Genomic DNA, 21,723 nt, shown 5'->3' on the forward strand with positions numbered 1-21,723 from the left:
GACAATTGCGAGTTTTTCAATACTTTTCCCCTCGCTATTTTTTACATTAATACTATGAACAAGTTCTTATCATCAATTGTACTTTTAGCAGCAACGGCTTCATTTTCGTTTGACGACTGGTTTGGGTATGAAATCGTCCCATACGTCTATACCAATCTTGATGGAGGTACAGAAACCGCTGGTTACTGGCTATTTTCCGACGATCATCAGCAAAACGGCTTATCAAGGACCCTATTGCCAACCGAGCTCGGCACTGAATACTGGGATTTTGCGATTGAACCCCTTCTTGAATTTTGCAATGGTGTTTGCGGCACAGCCGTACTTGATCAGGGAACTTCTACAGCAGCCCCATTCATATCAGCATATATCAATGTCGCAGGAGAAACCTCTAAAACAGATGACACCCCAATCGCCGCAGACGCCTCTGACTGGGGAGGCATCTGCATTATATACAAATCCGAAGTTGCACCGATTCTTGAACTTGGCCTCAGCCAAAATGTTGAAGCAACCCTAAGCAATGCCATTCCTGCAAAAATTCTAGATGAAGCCCCAAATGTGGCAAAAACGCAATGCATTCCGTGGTCTGAATTCGAACAACCCTCCTGGTACACAGGCGAAGTAAAAATTAATGGAGAACAAGCGGCAAAGCAACTTGTTTACATCAATTTCAAAATCCAGGCAGATCCCGGCCGCTACCGTTTTAACCTCTGTGCCATAGGACCTTATAAACACGCTTCTGTATTCAACCAAGACATCGATAATTATTGTCAATTGCCAAATGACACCAGTGCAACAGCAGCAATTTATAAGCCCAAACAGACGCTACACATCGGCACATTCTCTCGCCTCAAGTTCCACTTCATCAAAGATCGCAACAGTTTATTGGTAAAAAGTCCAATAGCATCTGAACTTAAGGTTCTCATTTCCGATGTTCGCGGAATACTCAAAGGAATATATGAAGGAGACGCCGCAACCAATCATTACATTCCGCTTGATAATTTGAATCGGGGCGTCTATATATTGAATGTTGTTTCCGGCAATAATACGCAAAAATACAAGATTCAAATAAGATAATTTATAATTGCAATCATACAAAAAGGGCCGCATCGCTGCGGTCCTTTTTTGATGTTTTGCCCGAAAGATTTGGACGAAAAAGTATTTTATGCATTAGAACAAGCCTACTTCCTGCAAAAATCGGGAAAACGTCATTATACGACAGCCTTCAATTTCACCTATATCAAGTAAATCATCGTCGCCCGAAACTAAATAAATAGCCTTAGACTTGATAGCAAGCTCTAACAAATAATCATCTTTAGGATCGCGACATCTTTGAGGAATATCATCTAAATCGAAATTCAAAGTATGCAAAACAAGCCAATTATCCAATGCTTTAACAGCATCCTCCGAAAAATACTTTCGAAATTTTGGACGTAATGCAACATTATGAATTTCGTCTCTCATTATTTGCGTCGATACAAAATCATATTCAATATTTCTGAACAATTCAAGCAAAGCCCCTAATCGGCGACCAATAAGGAAACTTATCCATAAATTAGTATCAACGACAATTCTTTGTGGTTTCTTACTTTTTTGCAAGGCGCGCCTCGTACATTTCCTGACGAACAGATTCACATTCCTCGCGAATTTCATCATCAGTCAAATCACAAGGCGCAACTAAATCACTCAAGCGACCAAAGCTTTCAGCACGGTCTGCAAGAGTTAAATCACGACATAGTTGAGCACGCTCTGCATCAGATAGCTGCAAAGCCAACGACATTATCTGGCTATACGTAAACTTCTTTGTTGCGGGAGTAGACATAAATGCCCTCATACAGCAAAATCTCCTTGTAATATAAATTTTTTCCATTCTTTATGCAAATCCCCATAGGATTACACAATTACGTACGCAAAATTCATGCCATATGAAAAATTACCGTTTTTATGCGAAAAACGGCATTTCGACATCTTCGAAAAAGTGATTAATCGATTAAATCAGCGATTAATCACATTACATACAAAAAGGGCCGCATCGCTGCGGTCCTTTTTGCGTTTAGGGCGATGCCCGCTCGGAGGCGGGCATGACAATACCGAAAACTAGTCTTTGCCGTACACCTTTTCGGCGTAGGTCACGGTGGCGCCGAGGTATTCGCGGTTCATCTTGGCGATGTAATCGACGGTGATACCCTTCGGGCAGGCAGCCTGGCATTCGTAAAGGTTCGTGCAGTTGCCGAAGCCTTCCTTGTCCATCTGAGCGACCATGGCGAGCACGCGCTTCTTTGCTTCGACCTTGCCCTGCGGCAAGAAGCTGAGGTGAGAAACCTTGGCAGATACGAACAACATTGCGGAAGCGTTCTTACAGGCGGCCACGCAGGCACCGCAACCGATACAGGCGGCAGCGTCAAAGGCGCGGTCGGCATCAGCCTTGGGTACCGGAATCGTAGAAGCTTCAGGAGCGGCACCGGTGTTGACGGAAACAAAGCCGCCAGCCTGGATGATGCGGTCGAATGCGGTACGGTCAACAGCGCAGTCACGGATAACCGGGAATGCGGCGGCGCGCCACGGTTCGATCACGATGGTGTCGCCATCCTTGAACTTACGCATGTGAAGCTGGCAGGTAGTCGTTGCATGGTCAGGACCGTGCGGCATACCGTTGATGACGAGAGAGCACATACCACAGATACCTTCGCGGCAGTCGTGGTCGAAAGCGAAGCCTTCCTTGCCCTGCTTCATCTGTTCTTCGTTCACAATGTCGAGCATTTCCAAGAAGGACATGTCCGGAGAAACATCGTTGATCTTGACAGTTTCGAACTGTCCCTTGGTCTTGGCATCCTTCTGACGCCAAATCTTCAAAGTCAAATTCAGTCCGCTCATTATTTGTAGCTCCTAGTAGCAAGGTGGACGTTATCAAAGGTAAGAGGTTCCTTGGAGAGTTCCGGTGCGATACCGTCGCCCTTGTATTCCCAAGCACCGACGTAGCAGAAGTTTTCGTCATCGCGCTTTGCTTCGCCTTCCGGAGTCTGGCTTTCTTCACGGAAGTGGCCACCGCAAGATTCTTTACGATGGAGAGCGTCGAGAGTGAGGACTTCGGCGAATTCGAGGAAGTCAGCAACGCGGCCAGCACGTTCGAGGTTCTGGTTGAAGGAACCTTCGGAGCCGAGCACGTTGACGTTTTCCCAGAATTCCTGACGGAGTGCCGGAATCTTTTCGAGAGCCGTCTTGAGGCCGGCTTCGTTACGAGCCATGCCAACGTATTCCCACATGATGTTACCGAGTTCACGATGGATATCGTTAACAGTGCGGTGACCCTTGATGGAGAGGAGCTTGTGGATGCGTTCTTCGGTCTGCTTCTTGCAGTCAGTGAAAGCAGGATCAGATTCGGAAACCTTTTCGAGCTTGGTACCTGCGAAGTAACCACCGATGGTGAACGGAATCACGAAGTAACCGTCGGAGAGGCCCTGCATAAGAGCAGAAGCACCGAGGCGGTTTGCACCGTGGTCGGAGAAGTTTGCTTCACCGAGAACGAAGCAGCCCGGGATGGTGGACATCAAATCATAGTCAACCCAGAGGCCACCCATGGTGTAGTGGATAGCCGGGAAGATGCGCATCGGGACCTTGTACGGGTCTTCGTCTGTGATCTTTTCGTACATCTGGAAGAGGTTGCCGTACTTGGCAGAGACGCCTGCAACGCCCATACGCTGGATAGCGTCGGCGAAGTCGAGGTACACAGCCTGCTTGGTGTTACCCACGCCGAGACCTGCATCGCAGACCTGCTTGGCGTTACGGGAAGCCACGTCACGCGGAACGAGGTTACCGAAGCTCGGGTACTTTTCTTCGAGGTAGTAGTAACGATCTTCTTCCGGGATCTGGTCCGGAGAACGGGTGTCGCCAGCCTTGCGCGGAACCCAAATACGACCGTCGTTACGGAGGGATTCACTCATCAAGGTGAGCTTGGACTGAAGGTCGCCATGGCGCGGAATGCAGGTCGGGTGGATCTGCGTGTAGCAGGGGTTAGCGAACAAAGCGCCGCGCTTGTAAGCACGGAATGCAGCCGTGACGTTGGAGCCCTGAGCGTTCGTGGAGAGGTAGTAGACGTTACCATAACCACCAGTGCAAAGGCAGACTGCGTCTGCAACGTGGCTTTCGAGTTCGCCAGTGATGAGGTTACGGACGATGATACCGCGTGCCTTGCCGTCAATCACGACGAGGTCCATCATTTCGCGACGCGGGAACATCTTGACCTTACCGGCAGCAACCTGGCGCATGAGAGCCTGGTAAGCACCGAGCAAGAGCTGCTGACCCGTCTGGCCACGAGCATAGAACGTACGGGAAACCTGCGTACCACCGAAAGAGCGGTTGTCCAAAAGGCCACCGTATTCACGACCGAACGGAACGCCCTGAGCGACGCACTGGTCGATGATCAAGTTGGAGTTTTCTGCCAAGCGGTGAACGTTGGCTTCGCGAGCGCGGAAGTCACCACCCTTAACAGTATCGTAGAACAAACGATAAACGGAGTCGCCATCGTTTTTGTAGTTCTTAGCAGCGTTGATACCGCCCTGTGCAGCAATGGAGTGGGCACGGCGCGGGCTATCCTGGATGCAGAAAGACTTTACGTTGTAACCAAGTTCACCGAGGGAAGCGGCTGCAGATGCACCTGCAAGGCCAGTACCCACGACGATCACTGTGAACTTACGCTTGTTGGCCGGGTTCACGAGCTTGAGTTCGAACTTGTGCTTGGTCCACTTTTCTTCGATGGAACCACCGGGGATTTTAGAATCAAGAATCATTAGTGGGCTCCTTACTTTTCAATATTGAAAGAAACTTGTACTTCGCCAACAGACGGAATGACGAAAACAGCCTTGTTGGCATTTGCCTTCTGCTGTTCGTACTGCTGCTGGAGGCTACGGGACTTTTCGATAAGAGCCTGGGTTTCAGGCTGGTTAGCGAGGTAGTAAGAGGCAACAGCGGTGATGCCGAAGCCAAGAGCTACGACGACGCTATAAACGATACCGGCGATATCGATAATCGGAGTCCACTTCTGGTGAGCGATACCCATCGTCTGGAATGCAGAGGAGATGGCGTGGAAGAGGTGCATACCGATCACGAACATGCTAACAACATAGAATGCAGCCCAGCCCGGATTTGCAAACATCTGGATCGTGGTGAGCCACATGTCGCGGATGATTTCGCCCTTGTCGTTCATGTAGAGGTAGTGTTCACCGAACTTGAGCATCATGAGGTGCTGGATGAGGAAGCCGAGAATGAAGAGACCAGACCAGATCATGGTGAAAGTTGCGAAAGTCTTCTTGCCCTTGCGTGCATTGACTTCGTATTCAATTCCGCCACGAGCCTTCTTGTTTTCAATCTTCAGCTTGATAGCAAGGAAGATGTGAATGGCAAAGGCAGCCACGAGTACCAGTTCGACGAGGTAAATCATCTTCACCGGGAAGTGGAGCGGGTTGAATCCGGTCAGGAATTCGGTATAAGCGTTGTAGGACGCCTGTGCCGCAGCCTGGTCGAAGTTCAAGAGCTGGAAGTTACCACACATGTGGCCAAAGATGAACAGAGCCAGGAAGGCGCCAGTGCATCCCATGATCTGCTTCTTACCAATGGACGAGGTAAGATACTTGATGATCCATTGCATTTGAGTCTACTCCTTAGAAGGATGGTTTTATTGTTAAAAATTAGAGGACGCAGCAGGCCTTGAGAGAAGGCATTTCGTAAGCGTAGCGTTCTTCCTTCTTGAACCAGAAGTCGAGTTCGCGTTCTGCAGAAGCCGGACTATCGGAGCTGTGAACGACGTTTTCGGTCATGGAAGGAGCAAAATCGTAGCGGAGGGTACCCGGTTCCGCCTTGGCAGGATTGGTAGCACCGTTAATGGCGCGGACCTTTGCAATTGCGTTTTCGCCACCGAGAGCAAGCATCACGGACGGACCCTTGGTCATGTAGGCTTCGAGTTCCGGGAAGAACGGCTTTTCGACGTGTTCAGCGTAAAAACCGCGTGCATCTTCGGAGGTCATCTGGTGCATCTTGACGGCGCAGACAGAGAGACCGGCACTGATGTAGCGATCGATAATACGACCAACCAAGCCAGACTTGACTGCGTTCGGCTTGATCATTGCAAATGTCATTTCCATAGTAGTACCTTTTAGTTAAAGATGTGAGAAATATAGATTTTTTACTCTTCTGCTTCGATTTTTTTCATCAAATCATCGGCGAGTTTGCCGTTGCTCTTGATGTTCTGGACAAGCCAATCGACAGATTCGTTGAGTTCGCTCTTCGGATAGCGCTTCTTGAATTCTTCAAAGACCTGGAGAGCTTCATCATCCTTGTGCAGGTTTTCGTTCAGGATGAAGCCGCGGCTGAACATGGCCTTTTCGGCATCCGGGGAATCCGGCCACGTGCGGTAGAAAGCCCTGTATTCGCGCTGGGCCTTGTCGAATTCTTCCTTGTCGCTATAGACATGGGCAAGTTCGAACGTAGCCTTCTTTGCCACAGAGTCAATTTCCACATAGCGTTCACGGATGCCGTTCCATGCAAGGTAAGCCTTTTCAACGCTCTTAGCCTGCGTGTAAAGGGAATCAGCAGCTCTCATGGCAAGTTCTGGAGAAGATTCCTGTGGCAAAAGCGTAATGTTGTCTGCAAAGAGATCGACCTTAGCCGTACCCCAAGAAGAAACGACTTCCTTATCCCAACGGCCAGAACGGAATACCAGATAAGCAGATTCGAAGACACGCTTCTTAGCCTGTTCATAAGTTTCCGGCAAGAAATCGTCTTCGGCGTAGTAGTACGTTCTCTTCATGAGGTTTTCCGGAATGACAAACCAGTCGCTCAGCTCCGGACGGGATTCTTCGTACTCCATGTTCGGGTGTGCCGGATTGCCCATACGCGCATAAAGAGCCTTGAGGGAATCTTCAGGAACGGCAATATTAGTAAGCACTTTTTTCCTATAAAGGCTGATAACGTAATCGACATCGCTCTGACGGCGCAAAGCCCTGTACTCCCATGAGCGGTCCAGTCCAACTTCACGAGCTTCCGAGGCAAAAGCAAGCTGAAGCGCAAGAGCCTTCACAATCTGGTCATGGGCTCTACGAGAACGGAGCATCGACGGATTATCTTCATATGTTGCAAGGACATCCTTTTCGCGGATTGCAGGTTCGCCATTCTTTGTGACGAGGACATAGGACGAATCCAATTCGTAGTTTGCGGTCGTTGCAAGTTCATGTTCGATGGCTCTACGAACTCGATCAAGCGGTTTGGGTTCCATAGGAACAGCCGAAACGCGATAGAAAACATGGAAACGATTTGTCGATTCCGAACGGATAATCGAGGATACAGAGCCATCCGTCAAGCTATCGAGTTCAAAGAACATTCTCTGAACAAAGCCGATTCCATACGGAAGTGCATGGCCGTAAGCAACCTTGCCGACAAAGCCCTTTGCCTTCTTTGTTTCCTTGTTTTCACTGTATTTGGATGCAATTTTCATGAACTTCTTGAGGTCCACTTTTTTGCCATTAAAGCGTTTGGCCAAAGCGGCAGAGTCCGAAGATTCCACATGGTACACAACATAGGAATACGGAGTCATGTACAAATCCTTATGCTTTGCATAATAGTTTTCCACCGTCGGCATTTCGATAGCGACTTCCTGGATATTGTACTTTTTCATGAGAGCCGGACCCATTTCGCGCACAATCCGTTGGCGATAGTCCGAGACGAAACGTTCCTTGATTTCATCTGTAATCTTGACTTCACTCGAAGAATCGGCCAAGTTTCTATGCTGATAGGCATAAGCCTTCAAGGAGTCCATGTTCGATTCAATGTACTTTGCATCAGCGATTTTATCACGAAGATTCATGTAGGAAAGAGAATCCGGGAATTGGTCACGATGCTTGTCGTAGAAGAAAGCGAGTTCGTCGTCGCTATACATCAAGCGATCCATCGCATAGAGGCGCTGGTATATAAAAGTGAGCAGGTAGTTTTCCATAGCAGCACTATGGGCAGCAAGCTGATCCTTGAACTCAGGATTCTTCTGAAGAGCAACTGTATAGAGGGCCTTGCGGCTGAAAAGGGAACCCGAAGCCTTTCTCATTGCTTCGGTATTGGGAACGATGTTCCCCACACGCATCATAAAGGCGTAGTCTTCCTTGAAAATAGGTTCACCATTCACCCTGGCTACGAGAGTATCCTTGTCTCCGATGGAATTGCACCCTGTAAAAAAGAGGGTACAGAAAGAAAAAAACGCAAGCAAAGCCTTTTTCATATAGTCCTCATGAATATGTGTGCGTGAATATAACAAATTTTTTTGATGAAAGACGACAAATGCGTAAGGCGAGAGACTAAAGACGAGAGACAACAAACCCATAACTAACAGCCAGTAACAAGTTACTTTATCCCAAATAAACAATAATTTACATATCCATATTGCATATACTTTCATGCCATAAGTTCCACATAAGCAACCATTTATCAAAAGAGAACATTATCTATATTAGGGGCACTTGAAGAGTATTCTATCAATATTCGCTGTAAAAGCCGTTGTTATAACGACTGTCGTGGGCGCCGTCGCACTAGGCGTCTGGTATGTTCATTTTGCCATAGAAGAGCTTCTTTCAACTCCGCACACGTTTGGCAATGTCACAATCACGCCTTACGGCCATAGCCAAAACAACCTCTTGGACCATTTTTACGATTCCATCAAGGTCGAACAAGGGCAATCCACATACATGATTCGTGGTCCGCATCTTGATGTGACGATACTCGGAGAAAACAGGGGGATTGTCCTCGACGTAGGCGAGGTCTCTGCAAACTTCGTTCCGGACACAACAACCAAGTCTTCGGGCAAGGACACCACAAAAGCGCTAGAAGCCATCGAATTTCCCGATAAGATCAGAGTGCCGTTCCCTGTAAAGTTCACGCTGAAAAAACTGGACTTCACCATGGGCGACATGGGCTGGCAAGCACAGAACATCCTCCTAAAAAACAACAGCCAAAAGAATATCACGTTCGCCGCCGATAGCATCAAGGGCAGTTTCGTCAAGGAACCCACGTCCTTGCAACTCGATGTAGACTTCTCAGAGAAAAACCTCGTCGTCAACGGCGCCATCAAGACCAAAAACGACAATATTGCACTGAACGCCTCAGCCCCCAAAAACGACCTCACCCAGCTAAAAGCCTCGACAAACGTCAGCGTCAAAGATCCTCTCAGCTGGGTCCCCATGAAGCTTTCGAAATCCATTCCGGGAATCAGCAACCTGAACCTGAACGGCAGCGTTTCGACATCGCTCACCAAAAAGACGCTCCAGTACAATTTCACCCTTAAAACGCACATCGGAGAAGTTTGGCCATTCCTGCCTCTCGACGCAACGATCAAGGTCAACGGCTCTCCGAAGCAGACGAACATCGAGTCCGTGTTCCGCAACAACGAGGGCGGCCACATCAACCTCGACGGTGTTATCAACGACAAGCTGGACTTCGACTTCTCTGGTGAAATTGCCTACATGAGTGCCATGTATGGCCCGCAGATGATGCCCATGGACATGGACATCCAGTCGATTACCAAAACCGGGGATGTCATCGACGCCTCCATCGAAACCCGCGAAGGTTCCGTCATCAAGGCACACGTTAAAACCGAGGACAGCCTTAAAGTATTCTTCGCCGCAAATCTCTCGGCCATGGAACCTTGGGCTCTGGACTGGGTCAAGGGGAACGTCGAAATCGGAAAGAACCCCAAAATCATCGGCTCGTTCCAGAACAACAAGTTGCGCGCCTACGTAAAAATCGATTCCATCATCAACGCGTATCATTTCAAGGCAGACTCGCTCCGTTTGCAGCTAGTGCTTGACCTTGGCCGAGGATTCATCGATTTCCCAAAAATCACGCTTTTCACCCCCAACGAGGAATTTGCAATTACGGGTGATGTCGACTATCACGAACCGACTCTCCACACCTCCTGGAAGCTGAAGCAAAAGAATGGCGGTTCTGCCGAAACGGTTGTTCACGTTGGCGACTCGCTCCTCGTCTGGGCTCAAGCAGACCACGCCGAAATTTCCACGATCCCGTTCTCGGACATCGAGATCAACGACAAGCTCAAGGGAACCGTTACAGGCACAATCGATTACAATCTTGATTCTCGAGTTGGCTCCGCGGAGCTTGACATCGACGGTAATGTGGAGCCGTTCATTCTCCACGGGCACACCAAGATCAGAGAGGCTGGCGACACCGTATTTATCGATACGGCAGTCTTTATGCACAACAGCAACAAGGTCGCCATGGAAGCAACGTTCGTATTGCCGAACGATTCGAATCCAGACTTCAAGCCCACAGCCATGCTCCCCATCCAGGTTCTGCATTCCTGGGCATCGGCACAAGACTTCAACTTGCCGATTCTTTTGGAACCGCTTGGCGACACAACGCTTGCCTCGGGTAGCTTCAACGGTGAAATTTCTTTCGACGAAGAATCTGGCTTGCTCGGAAATATCGAATTCAAAGACCTGAGCTTTACAAATATTCCGCCAGAGCTCTTAAACCTCAAGCTATTGAATGTTTCAGCTAAGAAGAACAAAATTGAACTGCTCACCAACTTCGATATTTTGAACGGTGTCTGGACAGGCAACACCAACATTGTCGTAGATGATATTTTCGAAGACAACAGGAAAGTTGAGCTCACCTATATAAGCCCGAACAGCGGCTTCATCCAAGGCCACGGTACAATCAACAACGACCTCGACTTCCTGGGATCGATCGAACTTGGTGGAACCTGGCTTATCCCGGAAACGCGCGCCGAAATCGACAAGACCGACATGAGAATCGACGTCCAGGCGAAACTCCGCGAAGGATTGGCAGGAATTTCAGCAAAGCTGTGGTCCGATTCCACCATCGTCCGCTATGGAACACTCCCCATGGACTTCCCGCTCCGCGTGCGCGGCGACCTCAAAGACGGCTTGCTTGCCATCAACGAGATTTCGACGCAGAACGATCGTGGAGACCTGATTCTCGCCGCATTGCTTTACGACGTGAAGACGATGAGGCTTGAAGCTCTCGACATCAGCACCGACAGCTACACTCTTGAAACGGACAACCACACCGTCACTGTCAAAAACGTCACAAGCCACTTGGAAGATTCCGAAGACCAGATGTCTCTCGTTGCAAACATTCCTTTGGTCCAGTACAAATTTAACGATGAAACGTTCGGTACCGCAAATCTTAGAGGAAAGAGCGACATCACGCTCAATATTCCGCATACGCAGGACAGACAGATTAAGAACAAGAGCGTCAACGGCAACTTCATTATAGATAAGTTGGTCTATAGAAAGGATCTGGACATTGAAATCACTCCAAGTTCCCTCGACAAGCTGCTATCGCTCTTTAACAATGCCATTGCAAACCTCCGCAACAAAGAAAAGACCGAAGCGAAGATTTCTGTATCAAGCCCGATTGACTTGACGTTCCACATCAGCGATTCCCAAAGCGACTCCGTCGAAATCATCACGCCTTTTGCCTCATTCCCGCTCACGCTCGACATCTGGGTGCTCGGCACAACGACAAGACCCATCTTGCGCGGCGACGTGACCAACGCAGACAACGGATTCATCGGCGTCAAAGACATTTACGAATTCGAACTCAGCAGCTTCAACATTTCTTGGAACGACGTACCTTGGCAGCAAGGCATTATCGATGTTTCAAGTACGCAGGAACTCCCCTACTGTACAGAACAAGAGGACAAGGACAAAGAGACCTGCCCGATCAACTTTGATATTCAGGGAACCATTACAAACCCGCAACCGATGCCGAGTTCCAACTGCGGAACAGAATCAACCGCAGCTGATACGTATCGCAACATATTCCTTGGATGTATCGCTACAGAGGATGGCGTTTCTGCCGACTGGAACAAGCTCGCCGGCAAGGCCATCGGTAAAGTTATTTCTTCTACCGCAAACAAGACATTGGGCGGCGACTACATTGGCGATATCGACATGAAGGTGATGTTGTTCGACAACTCCGGTAACGACAAGGACTCTTCGTACGTCAAGGTTCCGATTTCCCTGGATCGCTGGGTCAAGAACTTGAGCTTGATTTTCGGTTACACACAAGACCAGAGTATCGACCCGGTTTACGAACAGGCATTGCAATTTGGCGCGACTTACACGCTCCCAGTATTCCAAGACAAAGAATACTCGCACAAGAACCACTTCTCGCCAACGTTATCATTGAACGGACTTCTGATTTCAAAGCAATACACTTCTAACTCGGGTACAGAAACGAACAACGAAAGCCGTGTCGAAAAAAACATCGGTATCAACTACACCTACAAGTTCTGGAACCCCTGTATCTTAGGTATCGGTCACTGCGAAACGGTCCGCCCGCCAAGAGCGATGCGCCAACCGAACGATCCGTCAATCGTCGACTCCACGACTTTTAATAAGTTTGGTCAAAAAAATTCTAGCGATACAACGTCCACGGAGAAAGCAAAATGATTTTATTGATTTGTGCATTATTGTTTTTTTCGTCGATTGCATTTGCGGATAACGATGATAAGAGTCCATGGTCCGTTTCCATCGAAGGCAACAAGATTTTCTCGAAGTTCCAACTAAACGAGCAGCTCGACATTCCCGATGAATTCGGGCAACTCGATACCATCAAGCAAGACTTCTTGATGCGTCTTTCTTCGGAAAACATCAAGGCTCTTTACTTTTCCCGCGGGTATTTCAGTCTCGACTTAAAATTGGAAATCCATCGTGAACCGCTTTCGAACGGGAACATTCAGCGCAACTATGCCATTAGTGTAAGCGAAGGTGATTGCTATAGATTCAACGACGCCAAAATCATTTCGGCTGGCGACGAGCCCATCCCTATAAATTTGGCATCGCTAAAGATTACAAAGCACAGGTATTACAAACAGGAAGATATTTCTGAAGACTTGCAAGAAATCCAGAAGGCCTACCGCAAACAAGGCAACTTGCACGTTTACATTTCTTCCGAAGAACATGTCGATACAACAGCAAAACAAATTAACGTCATCATCAATGTGAACCCAGGTCCCAAAGTCTTGATGGGTAACATCATCACAACGACCCAGCGCGTCATCAACAAGAACGAAAGAAAGCAAACTCCCGAGCAAGGGCTTACAGATACATCGTGGCTTTCTTCACTTTGGCGAATTCCTAAAAACGAAATCATTGACGGTAACCAGTATTTCAACTTCAAGAGCAAGCTCTATTCTACGCAATTGTTTACGCAGGTCAAGTTGAACGATTCACTTCGTGAAGACGGACTTTCGGACGTTCATCTCGATGTGATTGAACGCGTGCCTGGCGAAGCTCGTTACGGATTTTTCTTCGAAGAAATCTACGGATTTGGCGCTATGGCCTACGCCGATCACAAGAACTTCTTTGGAAAGTTCAACGAATTTTCGACAAGCGTCCAGATTGCACAGCATAAGCAAGAAATCACGCTCGGGTACGCGAACCCGCTTTTGTTCGGAACGGCGTTCACGTTCATTCCGACCGCTATCCGTTTTGTAGACCGTCTCTCATTTAACCACGAAAAAATCAACCCGCCTGCTTACCCGGACAGTGTCGAAGAGCGTTACGAAATCATCAACCGCGGCGACTTGACTTTCGGTATCACGAATAACATCCGATTCCGTGGTACTATAGATACGCGATACGTGAACAAAAATGAAGATAAACTTTTCAAGCTCAAAGGCGAAATCGGCTTGACGTTCGACTACACCAACGATTACTTCAACCCGACAAAAGGTATTCGCGTTTTCCCGACAGCGGGCCTTGGCACAAACTTTAGCGGAAAGAAAGACTACGAAGACGGACACATCTACACTTATGGTGAAGCAACGGTCAACCTGTACATGCCACTTTTCTGGACGCTATACGGGGCATTAAGCGGAAGCATCGGCAGATTTTTCAACACAGCTATCGAAGATGACGCCCGCGTATTTTACCAAGGTGGTTCCCGTTCTGTACGCGGCTACCGTTTCCGCAGCATTTACGCCAGTTACACTTCAGAATCGACAACCGAAGTCACCACGAAGAAAAAAGACGGAACGAAAGAAACTAAAGAAGTCACTCAAGAAATCATCAATACGGCACTCACGCCAATGTATTATCGCATAAACGAGGAATTGCGTTGGACATTGCCATGGAAATCTTTGAGAGCTTGGCAGATTGTTCAATTTTTCGATTGGGCAAAAGTTGTCGATTCGAAGGATGACACCTATAAAGACGCTCAGGAAGGAAGCCTTGGTCTTGGCATCCGTTACCATTGGCAATTCCTCACGTTCCGTCTGGACTACGCCATTCTTACTGGGCTTACAAGCCTGGATGAAAGCAAGAGGAACTCCACCAAATTTAAATGGGGACGTTTCGCCTTCGACTTATCGCAGGCATTCTAAAGTGGCAGCGCAGCAGCTGGTAGAAGACCGCCAATTAGGAATTTACTGAATAATTGAACGATAAAGCTTTGAAAGGCTTGTGTGTTCAAGATTTACGTCGGCGGAGATTCCGGCGGCGGCAAGAGCAGCGCGGATTTGTTCTAGAGTCGTGCCAGCTGCATTTATCTTAAACGAAGTGGTATCGGCTCCGACATCGGCAACTCGCCCACTTTTCAAGACGCGACCGCCGTCGATAATAGCGTAATCCGTTGCCCACAGGTCCATTTCAGCAAGCACATGAGAACAGACGATAGCCGTTCCGTTTTCTTCTTTGCGCCATTCGTCGAGCAGTTGCCAGACCGTATCTCTTGAAATCGGGTCGAGATTTGCAACAGGCTCGTCGAGAATCAAAAGCTTTGGGCTATGCAAAAGCGCACGGACAATCTGTACCTTTTGGCGGTTCCCAAGCGAGAGCGTTTCCAAGCGCTTATCGAGAGGCGGCAATTTCAGACGTTCAGCAAAAGACTTGCAACGCTCCAGCATGGCTCCATCTTCGCGCCAATCCTCTGCGCCAAAGCCATAAAAGCCTGTAAAATACTGGAGGTATTCCTTGATGGAAAGTTTCGGATAAACGCCCGGATTTTCGAGAAGCACACCGTACTTTTCGGCATTCAGAAATCCCGCAAAATTGCGCAAGGACTCGTCAATTTTAACAGAGCCTTTAAAAGCACCCAAGCGCCCGCAAAGCAAGCGCAACAAAGTAGTCTTGCCGGCACCATTCGGACCAATCAGCGCAAAGAAGCTCCCTTGCGGGATATTGAGAGAAATATTAGACAGAGCATCTGCCGTGGATTTCGGATAACGGAATGTTACCGAATCAAGTTCAATCACGCGCAAAATTCCTTGACAGCAGGAGTCGGATTCTTGATAAGCTTGAGGGCATCCTTAGAAGCCTTGACCGCTTCCATCTGCACCTTTTCGCTAGCACGCTGCAAGTACTGGATGCAACGCCAGTCCGTGCGGACAGCGGCGAGCTGCACCGGTTCAGTACGGCGGCGGATGCTCACGTATTCAAACGCATGGTAGTCCTGCTTGACCGCAGCCACAACGACAGCCGCCGTCGGGACTTCGATTTCCTGGATGTACTTCCAGTCGCGTTCCACAGCAGCGACGAGCACTTTTTCGCCAGCATTGTGTACAAATTTCAAAGCGTCCGCACTCTGACGAACGGCCTCGGCCCAAAGTTCATCGGAAGCGCCATCGATCTTACGGACGATGCGCCAGTCCTGCGACACAGCAACCTTGAGAAGAGCGGGATTCGTGATAAACTTGAGCAAGTTCGGTTCAGCCTTGAATGCGGCAAGGAACTTAGCCTCGTCCATGGCATTCAGCGCCTGCTTCAAAGCTTCGCACGGACCGCACTTCACGTAAAGAATGGCCTGCTCATTTTTTTCAAATGCAGCCTTTTGCACTGTTTCAGTCGGGTTCTGGATGAGACTGATGGCATACCAGTTCAGCTTAATCGCTTCAAGCTGTTGTTCTTCTGTGGGGTTTTCAATATTCTTGATTTCGGTCCAGGACTGCATAAAACCTCGTGTTTATAATACAAAGATAGTTTTTAGACTAGAGACTAGAGACGAGAGACGAGAGATTTGTAATAAAAAAGCCCACAAGCGAGTGTCGCAGCGGCAAACTTGTTTGCCGATATGACCGAGCGTAGCAGCGGACGCCATAGGCGTCAAAAGCCCTCGGGAGCGAGAGCTATTTATCAATGGTTATTAGTTATTAGTTATTGGTTATTAGTTAATAGTCTTTGGCTATTGCAAACGAACTTTCACGACATGCGAGCCTTGACCCGCTTCGCCATAACGCATGATGTAAGCGCCTTTTCGGAGTCCAGTCTTCACGAGATTCCAGGCTTCGCTTACGGAACCCGCCATCACATTCGCGGACTTAATCAGTTGACCGTTCAAATCGAACACCAGGCAACGCACCATCGCTACGCCATGTTCAAACGCAATTTTCTGCACAATCGCATTTGTTGCCGAAGAGTTGGACTGCGCGAGAGCTGACGAGCTAGAAACCGCCGGATTCGCAGAACTTGAGGGCTGCGGAACGGAACTTGAAGATTGCGCCGATTCATCCACAAACTTGATCCAGTCGACATTTATATAGTTTGTATTGATTGTAAGGCGGAGCGTTTGCTTGCCCGCAGCAAGCTCCAACTCACCCGCTTCGACTTCGGAATACGTGACCCAATCGCCTTTAGACGGAATTTCCGCTTCAATATTTTTATCGCCTACAGAAACAGTCACGGAAGACGCTGTAGAATTGCCAGTGGCGCCATTAATGACTACTTTGTACTTACCCGCCTTTTTCACATCGAGCGTATATTCGAAATAATCGTCAGCACTCGTGTAGCCAAGCGCATAACCAGAGCCACCCTTGACAATGCCAGCATCATCGCTACGATAGCCAGTTTCATCGCTCTTGCCATCAGCATCACTGTAAGCGTAAGTATCATAATTTTCGGCTTCAAGAGTTCCCGGAATTTCAATTGCGCCCTTGAACGGTTTGACTTCAATCGGTTCGCCCGAAACTTCAAGTTCAAGCGCCATGAATTCAATCGTGTAAGTACCATCGGAATTCGGCTTGACCTCTTTGCCCTTTTGGCTTACAGTCTTGCCCTGTGCTCCCTGAATCTTTACGCGAAGCGGCACGCTCTTTGGCATATGCGCATGCGGAGATGTCCACTTGACAGTAAACCCGCTTGCGGTGTTCGTTGCGGCCGCCTTGTCAATGGTGAAGTGAGCACGCAAATACGCCCCCACCGTCGAGAAGCTCGCCACCCACAACTTCTTGCTGACCGCGTACTCAATAAGCGTCTTGATGTCGGCGGCAGAAATCACGTCCCAGTCAGCACCTACGCCATGGTTCAGTTGCACGTGCCACTTGCTCTGGCTTGCCGCCTGGTCCGCACTGCTCTTGAATGCCGACACCGTACTTCCATTCTGTTGCCAATAGTGGGAATCAATCTGCATCCAGTCCGGTTCGTTATCCCAGCCCGTAAGGCCAGAACCGCCGCACCCGCGGCTAATGAAATGTTCCTTGTTAATCGCATTCTTGACTGTCTGATTCTGCGCGCAATACGGAGTCGCCAAAGATGTCGCTTCCAAGCCCATACCACGCAGTTTCGAGGCCGCGCCACTAATTTCCGAATTCAAGTCGGCGTTCTGCGTCAAGTTCTTATGAGTCGCCGTATGGTTCCCAATCTCATGCCCCTTCTTTGCATAATTCAAATGAGGTTGCGTATTGCTACCAAAGCCCATCGTGTTGGTACAAACAAAGAACGTCACCGTCACATCCGGCATATTGTCCAGGAAGGTCAGGTTGTTCGTCTGCGAGTGCAGACCGTCATCGAATGTGAAAGACGCCGCCCCCGGGCGCCCATTCCAGGGAACGGTGGTAATTGGGCCCGCAAAAGCCGAAACAGCGGCCAAAGAAAGCGCAGCAAAGGATAATTTTAAACATTCCATACATATCTCCCATACATTTTTCTATGCATGAAAATACCCTCTTTTAAGGTAAAGAGAACAAACTACGTTACAAAAAACATTGACAAAATGCTAAAAGCACCCTGAATTGCAAAACGCAGGCTCTTTCGAGTCTGCGCATTTGGAGTCTGTGGGTGTTGTATATGCTTCAATTTCAAAGACTATTTTTATGAGACAACGCGCCACCTTTACGGCGTACGCCCATCAATTTATCCCGAACCTGGTGTATATTTTTTTTCCCGTTCACGATAACCTTGATTTCAAGGCGTTCGATATAAACTCCGGTGCCCACTAAACGGCCATTATTAGAGCGCATATTCCAAGCTAGGAAAATTCTTCCCTTGGTTTTTAAGCAACCTTCTTCTCCATATAAATCACGATCCGAACATTTAATTGAACTGGAATAATCTCCAACAAATTCTCCCAAGTGACTGAAATACCGCGTATGGTAATAAAGTTCAACATCATCACCCGAAATTACAGTTTTTTCGCCACTGCGATATTCACCGATATTGAATTCATTTACATCGCCATTTTTTATGGCATCAATCAGTTCTTGGCTTACACCGGCTTGCAAAAGTTCTCTATCCATTTTTCCTTGTCGAATTGCATCGAACAAGTCTGCCTGCGTTACAGATAAAATTTCATCTATCGCAATGGTGGTATCGCGGCTCGCATCAACATTCGCTTCGACCATCGTCGCGATAAGCGCCTGGTCTTCCGGTCGAACTATTAATTTATAATTACCCTCGTTTATAGCTCCGTCTAAAATCCCGTTGACCGTTTCTTCGCTAAACCCGTAAGACGTATCCACAACTACGGTACGGATGTCGTTAAAAAGTTGCACAAGAGCTTCTTCTTCGCTGATGCTTGTAACGGTGGTGTCGTAGTGGACCGTATTATCAATTCGAGATTCAATAAACGCATCAAGATGATTCACTGCAGTCTGAGTCTGTTCAATCATAATTTTCGAGACATCGAAATCGACAAGACTTCCCTGAACGCCAAGAGAATCCCCTATTTCCTGAGCATTCTGCGCTGTGTTAGGAATAAGCAGAGCCTGTGTAACGGAATCCTTCTTGATGATATCATAAGGATCTTCGCCAATCAGTACCACATTGGGACTTTCAAGAGAAAGTTCCTGATCCCCGGCTATGACAACCCAAGGGTTCTCTTTATGGGCCTTATTTTGTGCAAGGTCTGTAACAATTCCATCAACGGTAAAACGAACGCGATCACCACTAGTCGGGAGCACCGCATCTTTTGCAGTCGCCCCGTAAATGAGCAACATGGTTTTATCAGCCCCTCCTTGCAGCATCGGATTTTCAGGAGTACGATTTTCTCCTGAACGTACACAGAGGAAATCGAACATTTGTACAAAATTCTTTTTGGATTCATCGGACACGGTTTCGCTGAAAGTAAGCAAGAGCATTACATTTCCACTATTATTTTTTGATTTTACAGCCGTAAGAATAACAGGCCCGACCCCATCAGCAATGGGTTCATTTTCCATATAGAAGCGACCAGTCTTTCCTTTGTCTTCATAGGTAAACCAATTGTTTAAACTTCCGACATAAACGTCCGAGGTGCCCCCTGTAAAAACCTTGCTTCCAAAGCCGCACACATCCCCAGAGCAATTTTGCGGAGTCAAGTTTTCAGCCGTAATTACAATATCATTTTCATTGACAATCGTAAACTTGGAGGTCGTATTAAACGATTCCCCAAAAGTAAACTGGATAGAATCGAGTTTGCTCTTTTGCTTGAGAGATTTATCAAAATGCACATACAAACTATCAGCACGACCATCACCGTTTCGGTCAATCGCAATGGCATTTGACACGCGGGGAACCGGCGGAGCCGCAAACACAAGGTCCGTCCACACGGACACACCTGCAGCAGCACCCTTCGCCGTAAGCGTCACGCCCGACACAGGCGCATTAGCACGGACAAAGAATGTTGCTTTTCCATTTGCATCCAAATTCACAGCATTGATTTTATTTCCGTCCACAGTATCCAAAACATCAATATTCACATCGGAGAATGATAGATTTATCTTTCGATTGTAATTGTTGACCTTCGCCCATTCTTCAAAGAAGGCAATATTCACTTGATAGGTCGCATACGCCCATTCGCCAATTTGCGCCGTATCGCCAGAAACATTTTTCCCGAGAATAGTCCAATCCGTCTTCATAAAAGCAACGCTTGGCACCGCATAAGAGGGAACCGTAATTTCAACTTTAGTCTTTTGGCTGGGATCTGCCTTCAACGTAATTTCCAAGAAGTAATGACCAGGAGCAAGGGCAACATTCGACACAATCGCCGCCGAGTCAATGTAGAATGTCGAATCGCTTGTAATTACGATGCCTTCGTAATGCGTTCCGACATCAAGAATTTCAGGTTCTGCAAGATTTCCGCCGGTGAGCGTAAACGTAGAGACGCCTCCAATCGTATCCAGTTCCGTTGAATTTGCATCGTAATTGCAAGACAGCTTATTTTTCTTATTGATTTGCCAAATTTCAAAACGCTTTCCTTCATCGCGATTATCAGACGTCAAGAAAATCGACGCATCCACATGCAAGTCAATGGAGGTGCGCATGCGGAAATTCGAGGAACCCGTATGGCGTTCAACGTAAAAGATGTGGAAATCATAAGTCTTTCCAGGAACAAGCTTGTTCCCAGTATTTTGACCAATCGTATCGAGATCCACGGCACCCGCCACTTGGGCGTGCTGGCCACCGATATCTACAGCCAATCGATTATCAATAAACACCCAAACGTCATCGTCTCCATAAAAATCAAAATACTGCCCTGGAACATATTCAAAGGTCGCCTGAATTTTTGCAGTATAGCCAAAATTATGCTTGCCGATTTTTGTTCCCTTAAGTTGGTCAAAATAAGGATTCGGAACGGTCTTTGCATCATCGAGATATTCAAAATCATCCAGTAGGAACATGCCATCTGAATTCTTTTCGTTGCCTTCCGATATGCGGTCTTTCGACACTTCTGCAAGCCAAAATCCATCATCGTCCAAAGAAACATAAAGGTCGCGGCAAGTCATATTGGTGTACTCGTTACCCGCAGTATCCATGCCGATAACCTGTGGCAAGAACCAGCTATCCAAATGATCCGTAATCTTGCAGTTTTCCGGGAACGGATTTGCACGAACAGGAACGCCGTTTGGACCGAGATTGTATTCGACCATGCCCGTCACAGCCTTCGATTTGCCAGAGCATCCACCCGACCCAAAATCAGCGCTCACACCGTTTGCCGGGTCGCCATTTTTACCGCTACCGTCTCCATCGCCCTTAGTTCCATGAAGCCAGTCGTAAACAGTCACAGGAATTTTCTTTAGCGGGCAATCGCCAAGAACGCCAGGATATTTCGAAAATAGCGCGGGCACATCCGTCTTGTAGCCTTGAACCCAAATCGTATCCGAAAGGGCCGCCACAGAATCAAGCGCAATTCCAGTCGCCATAGTCGGTTCCGTCGAGACCAAGCCTTCGGCGCCGACATAATTAAATCCGACGGTCTGTTTAAAGTAAACCTTGAAATCGCTTTCAGGGGCATCTACCGTAGCCTTGAACCACCCGCAGTAATTTTCAAGCGAAGTCATGGTGGCTACAGAATCGCCGCCCATATAAAGGACAGCATTCGTATTCGACCACGGAGTAAAGAAAGCAATTGTTTTTTGTTGGCCGCTTGCAAAAGCAGCCGTAATGCCTAGAAACAGCCCTAACACATATTTTTTCAACATCCCGACACCTTTTTTGGAGATAAATCTAAAAC

General features: G+C 47.9%; 14 protein-coding genes. 3 read left to right on the top strand and 11 right to left on the bottom strand.

The window, feature by feature from the left end:
- The first annotated feature begins 54 nt into the window (after positions 1-54).
- Positions 55-1,074, top strand: coding sequence for a T9SS type A sorting domain-containing protein (locus tag CRN95_RS01790; RefSeq protein WP_145993953.1), 1,020 nt, complete (start codon positions 55-57; stop codon positions 1,072-1,074).
- 93 nt (positions 1,075-1,167) lie between these two features.
- On the opposite strand, the gene CRN95_RS01795 is transcribed toward CRN95_RS01790, so the two are convergent.
- From CRN95_RS01795 to CRN95_RS01820, 7 genes are all read right to left on the bottom strand, one after another.
- Positions 1,168-1,596: a putative toxin-antitoxin system toxin component, PIN family gene (locus CRN95_RS01795; protein ID WP_159462253.1), complete on the bottom strand. Its 429-nt coding sequence runs from the start codon at positions 1,594-1,596 to the stop codon at positions 1,168-1,170.
- Positions 1,583-1,819 (bottom strand): hypothetical protein, encoded by a 237-nt coding sequence (locus tag CRN95_RS14730; protein ID WP_159462254.1) that lies wholly within the window; start codon positions 1,817-1,819, stop codon positions 1,583-1,585. Before CRN95_RS14730 ends, CRN95_RS01795 begins: the two co-directional genes overlap by 14 nt.
- Positions 1,820-2,094: 275 nt before the next feature.
- Complete coding sequence (locus CRN95_RS01800) at positions 2,095-2,871, bottom strand: succinate dehydrogenase/fumarate reductase iron-sulfur subunit (protein WP_014547104.1); 777 nt, start codon at positions 2,869-2,871, stop codon at positions 2,095-2,097.
- The gene (locus tag CRN95_RS01805) at positions 2,871-4,784 is read right to left on the bottom strand and encodes a fumarate reductase/succinate dehydrogenase flavoprotein subunit (protein WP_097019944.1); all 1,914 of its coding nucleotides are present in this window, start codon (positions 4,782-4,784) and stop codon (positions 2,871-2,873) included. Before CRN95_RS01805 ends, CRN95_RS01800 begins: the two co-directional genes overlap by 1 nt.
- An 11-nt stretch (positions 4,785-4,795) precedes the next feature.
- Entirely contained in the window at positions 4,796-5,641 is an 846-nt protein-coding gene (locus CRN95_RS01810; RefSeq protein ID WP_088630302.1) for a succinate dehydrogenase cytochrome b subunit, read from the bottom strand.
- A 40-nt stretch (positions 5,642-5,681) separates the two neighbouring features.
- Positions 5,682-6,134 carry a nucleoside-diphosphate kinase gene (gene ndk / locus CRN95_RS01815; RefSeq protein ID WP_014547101.1) on the bottom strand — a complete coding sequence of 151 codons (453 nt, stop codon included), beginning with the start codon at positions 6,132-6,134 and terminating at the stop codon, positions 5,682-5,684.
- 41 nt (positions 6,135-6,175) lie between these two features.
- Positions 6,176-8,257: a peptidyl-prolyl cis-trans isomerase gene (locus CRN95_RS01820; protein WP_097019945.1), complete on the bottom strand. Its 2,082-nt coding sequence runs from the start codon at positions 8,255-8,257 to the stop codon at positions 6,176-6,178.
- Between the two features lie 238 nt (positions 8,258-8,495).
- On the opposite strand from CRN95_RS01820, the gene CRN95_RS01825 reads away from it, so the two are divergent.
- On the top strand, positions 8,496-12,470 hold the full coding sequence (locus CRN95_RS01825) for a hypothetical protein (RefSeq protein WP_097019946.1): 3,975 nt from the start codon (positions 8,496-8,498) through the stop codon (positions 12,468-12,470).
- On the top strand, positions 12,467-14,404 hold the full coding sequence (locus CRN95_RS01830) for a BamA/TamA family outer membrane protein (protein ID WP_097019947.1): 1,938 nt from the start codon (positions 12,467-12,469) through the stop codon (positions 14,402-14,404). Before CRN95_RS01825 ends, CRN95_RS01830 begins: the two co-directional genes overlap by 4 nt.
- 42 nt (positions 14,405-14,446) lie before the next feature.
- On the opposite strand, the gene CRN95_RS01835 is transcribed toward CRN95_RS01830, so the two are convergent.
- From CRN95_RS01835 to CRN95_RS01850, 4 genes are all read right to left on the bottom strand, one after another.
- Positions 14,447-15,274: an ABC transporter ATP-binding protein gene (locus CRN95_RS01835; protein ID WP_097019948.1), complete on the bottom strand. Its 828-nt coding sequence runs from the start codon at positions 15,272-15,274 to the stop codon at positions 14,447-14,449.
- Positions 15,271-15,969, bottom strand: coding sequence for a hypothetical protein (locus tag CRN95_RS01840; protein ID WP_073423030.1), 699 nt, complete (start codon positions 15,967-15,969; stop codon positions 15,271-15,273). Before CRN95_RS01840 ends, CRN95_RS01835 begins: the two co-directional genes overlap by 4 nt.
- Positions 15,970-16,200: 231 nt before the next feature.
- Positions 16,201-17,919, bottom strand: a complete 1,719-nt coding sequence (locus CRN95_RS01845) for a carbohydrate-binding protein (RefSeq protein ID WP_097019949.1) — start codon at positions 17,917-17,919, stop codon at positions 16,201-16,203.
- A 172-nt stretch (positions 17,920-18,091) separates the two neighbouring features.
- Positions 18,092-21,691: a fibro-slime domain-containing protein gene (locus tag CRN95_RS01850; protein ID WP_097019950.1), complete on the bottom strand. Its 3,600-nt coding sequence runs from the start codon at positions 21,689-21,691 to the stop codon at positions 18,092-18,094.
- Between the last annotated feature and the right edge of the window lie 32 nt (positions 21,692-21,723).

Source organism: Fibrobacter sp. UWB16 (genome assembly GCF_900215325.1).
Classification (GTDB): domain Bacteria; phylum Fibrobacterota; class Fibrobacteria; order Fibrobacterales; family Fibrobacteraceae; genus Fibrobacter.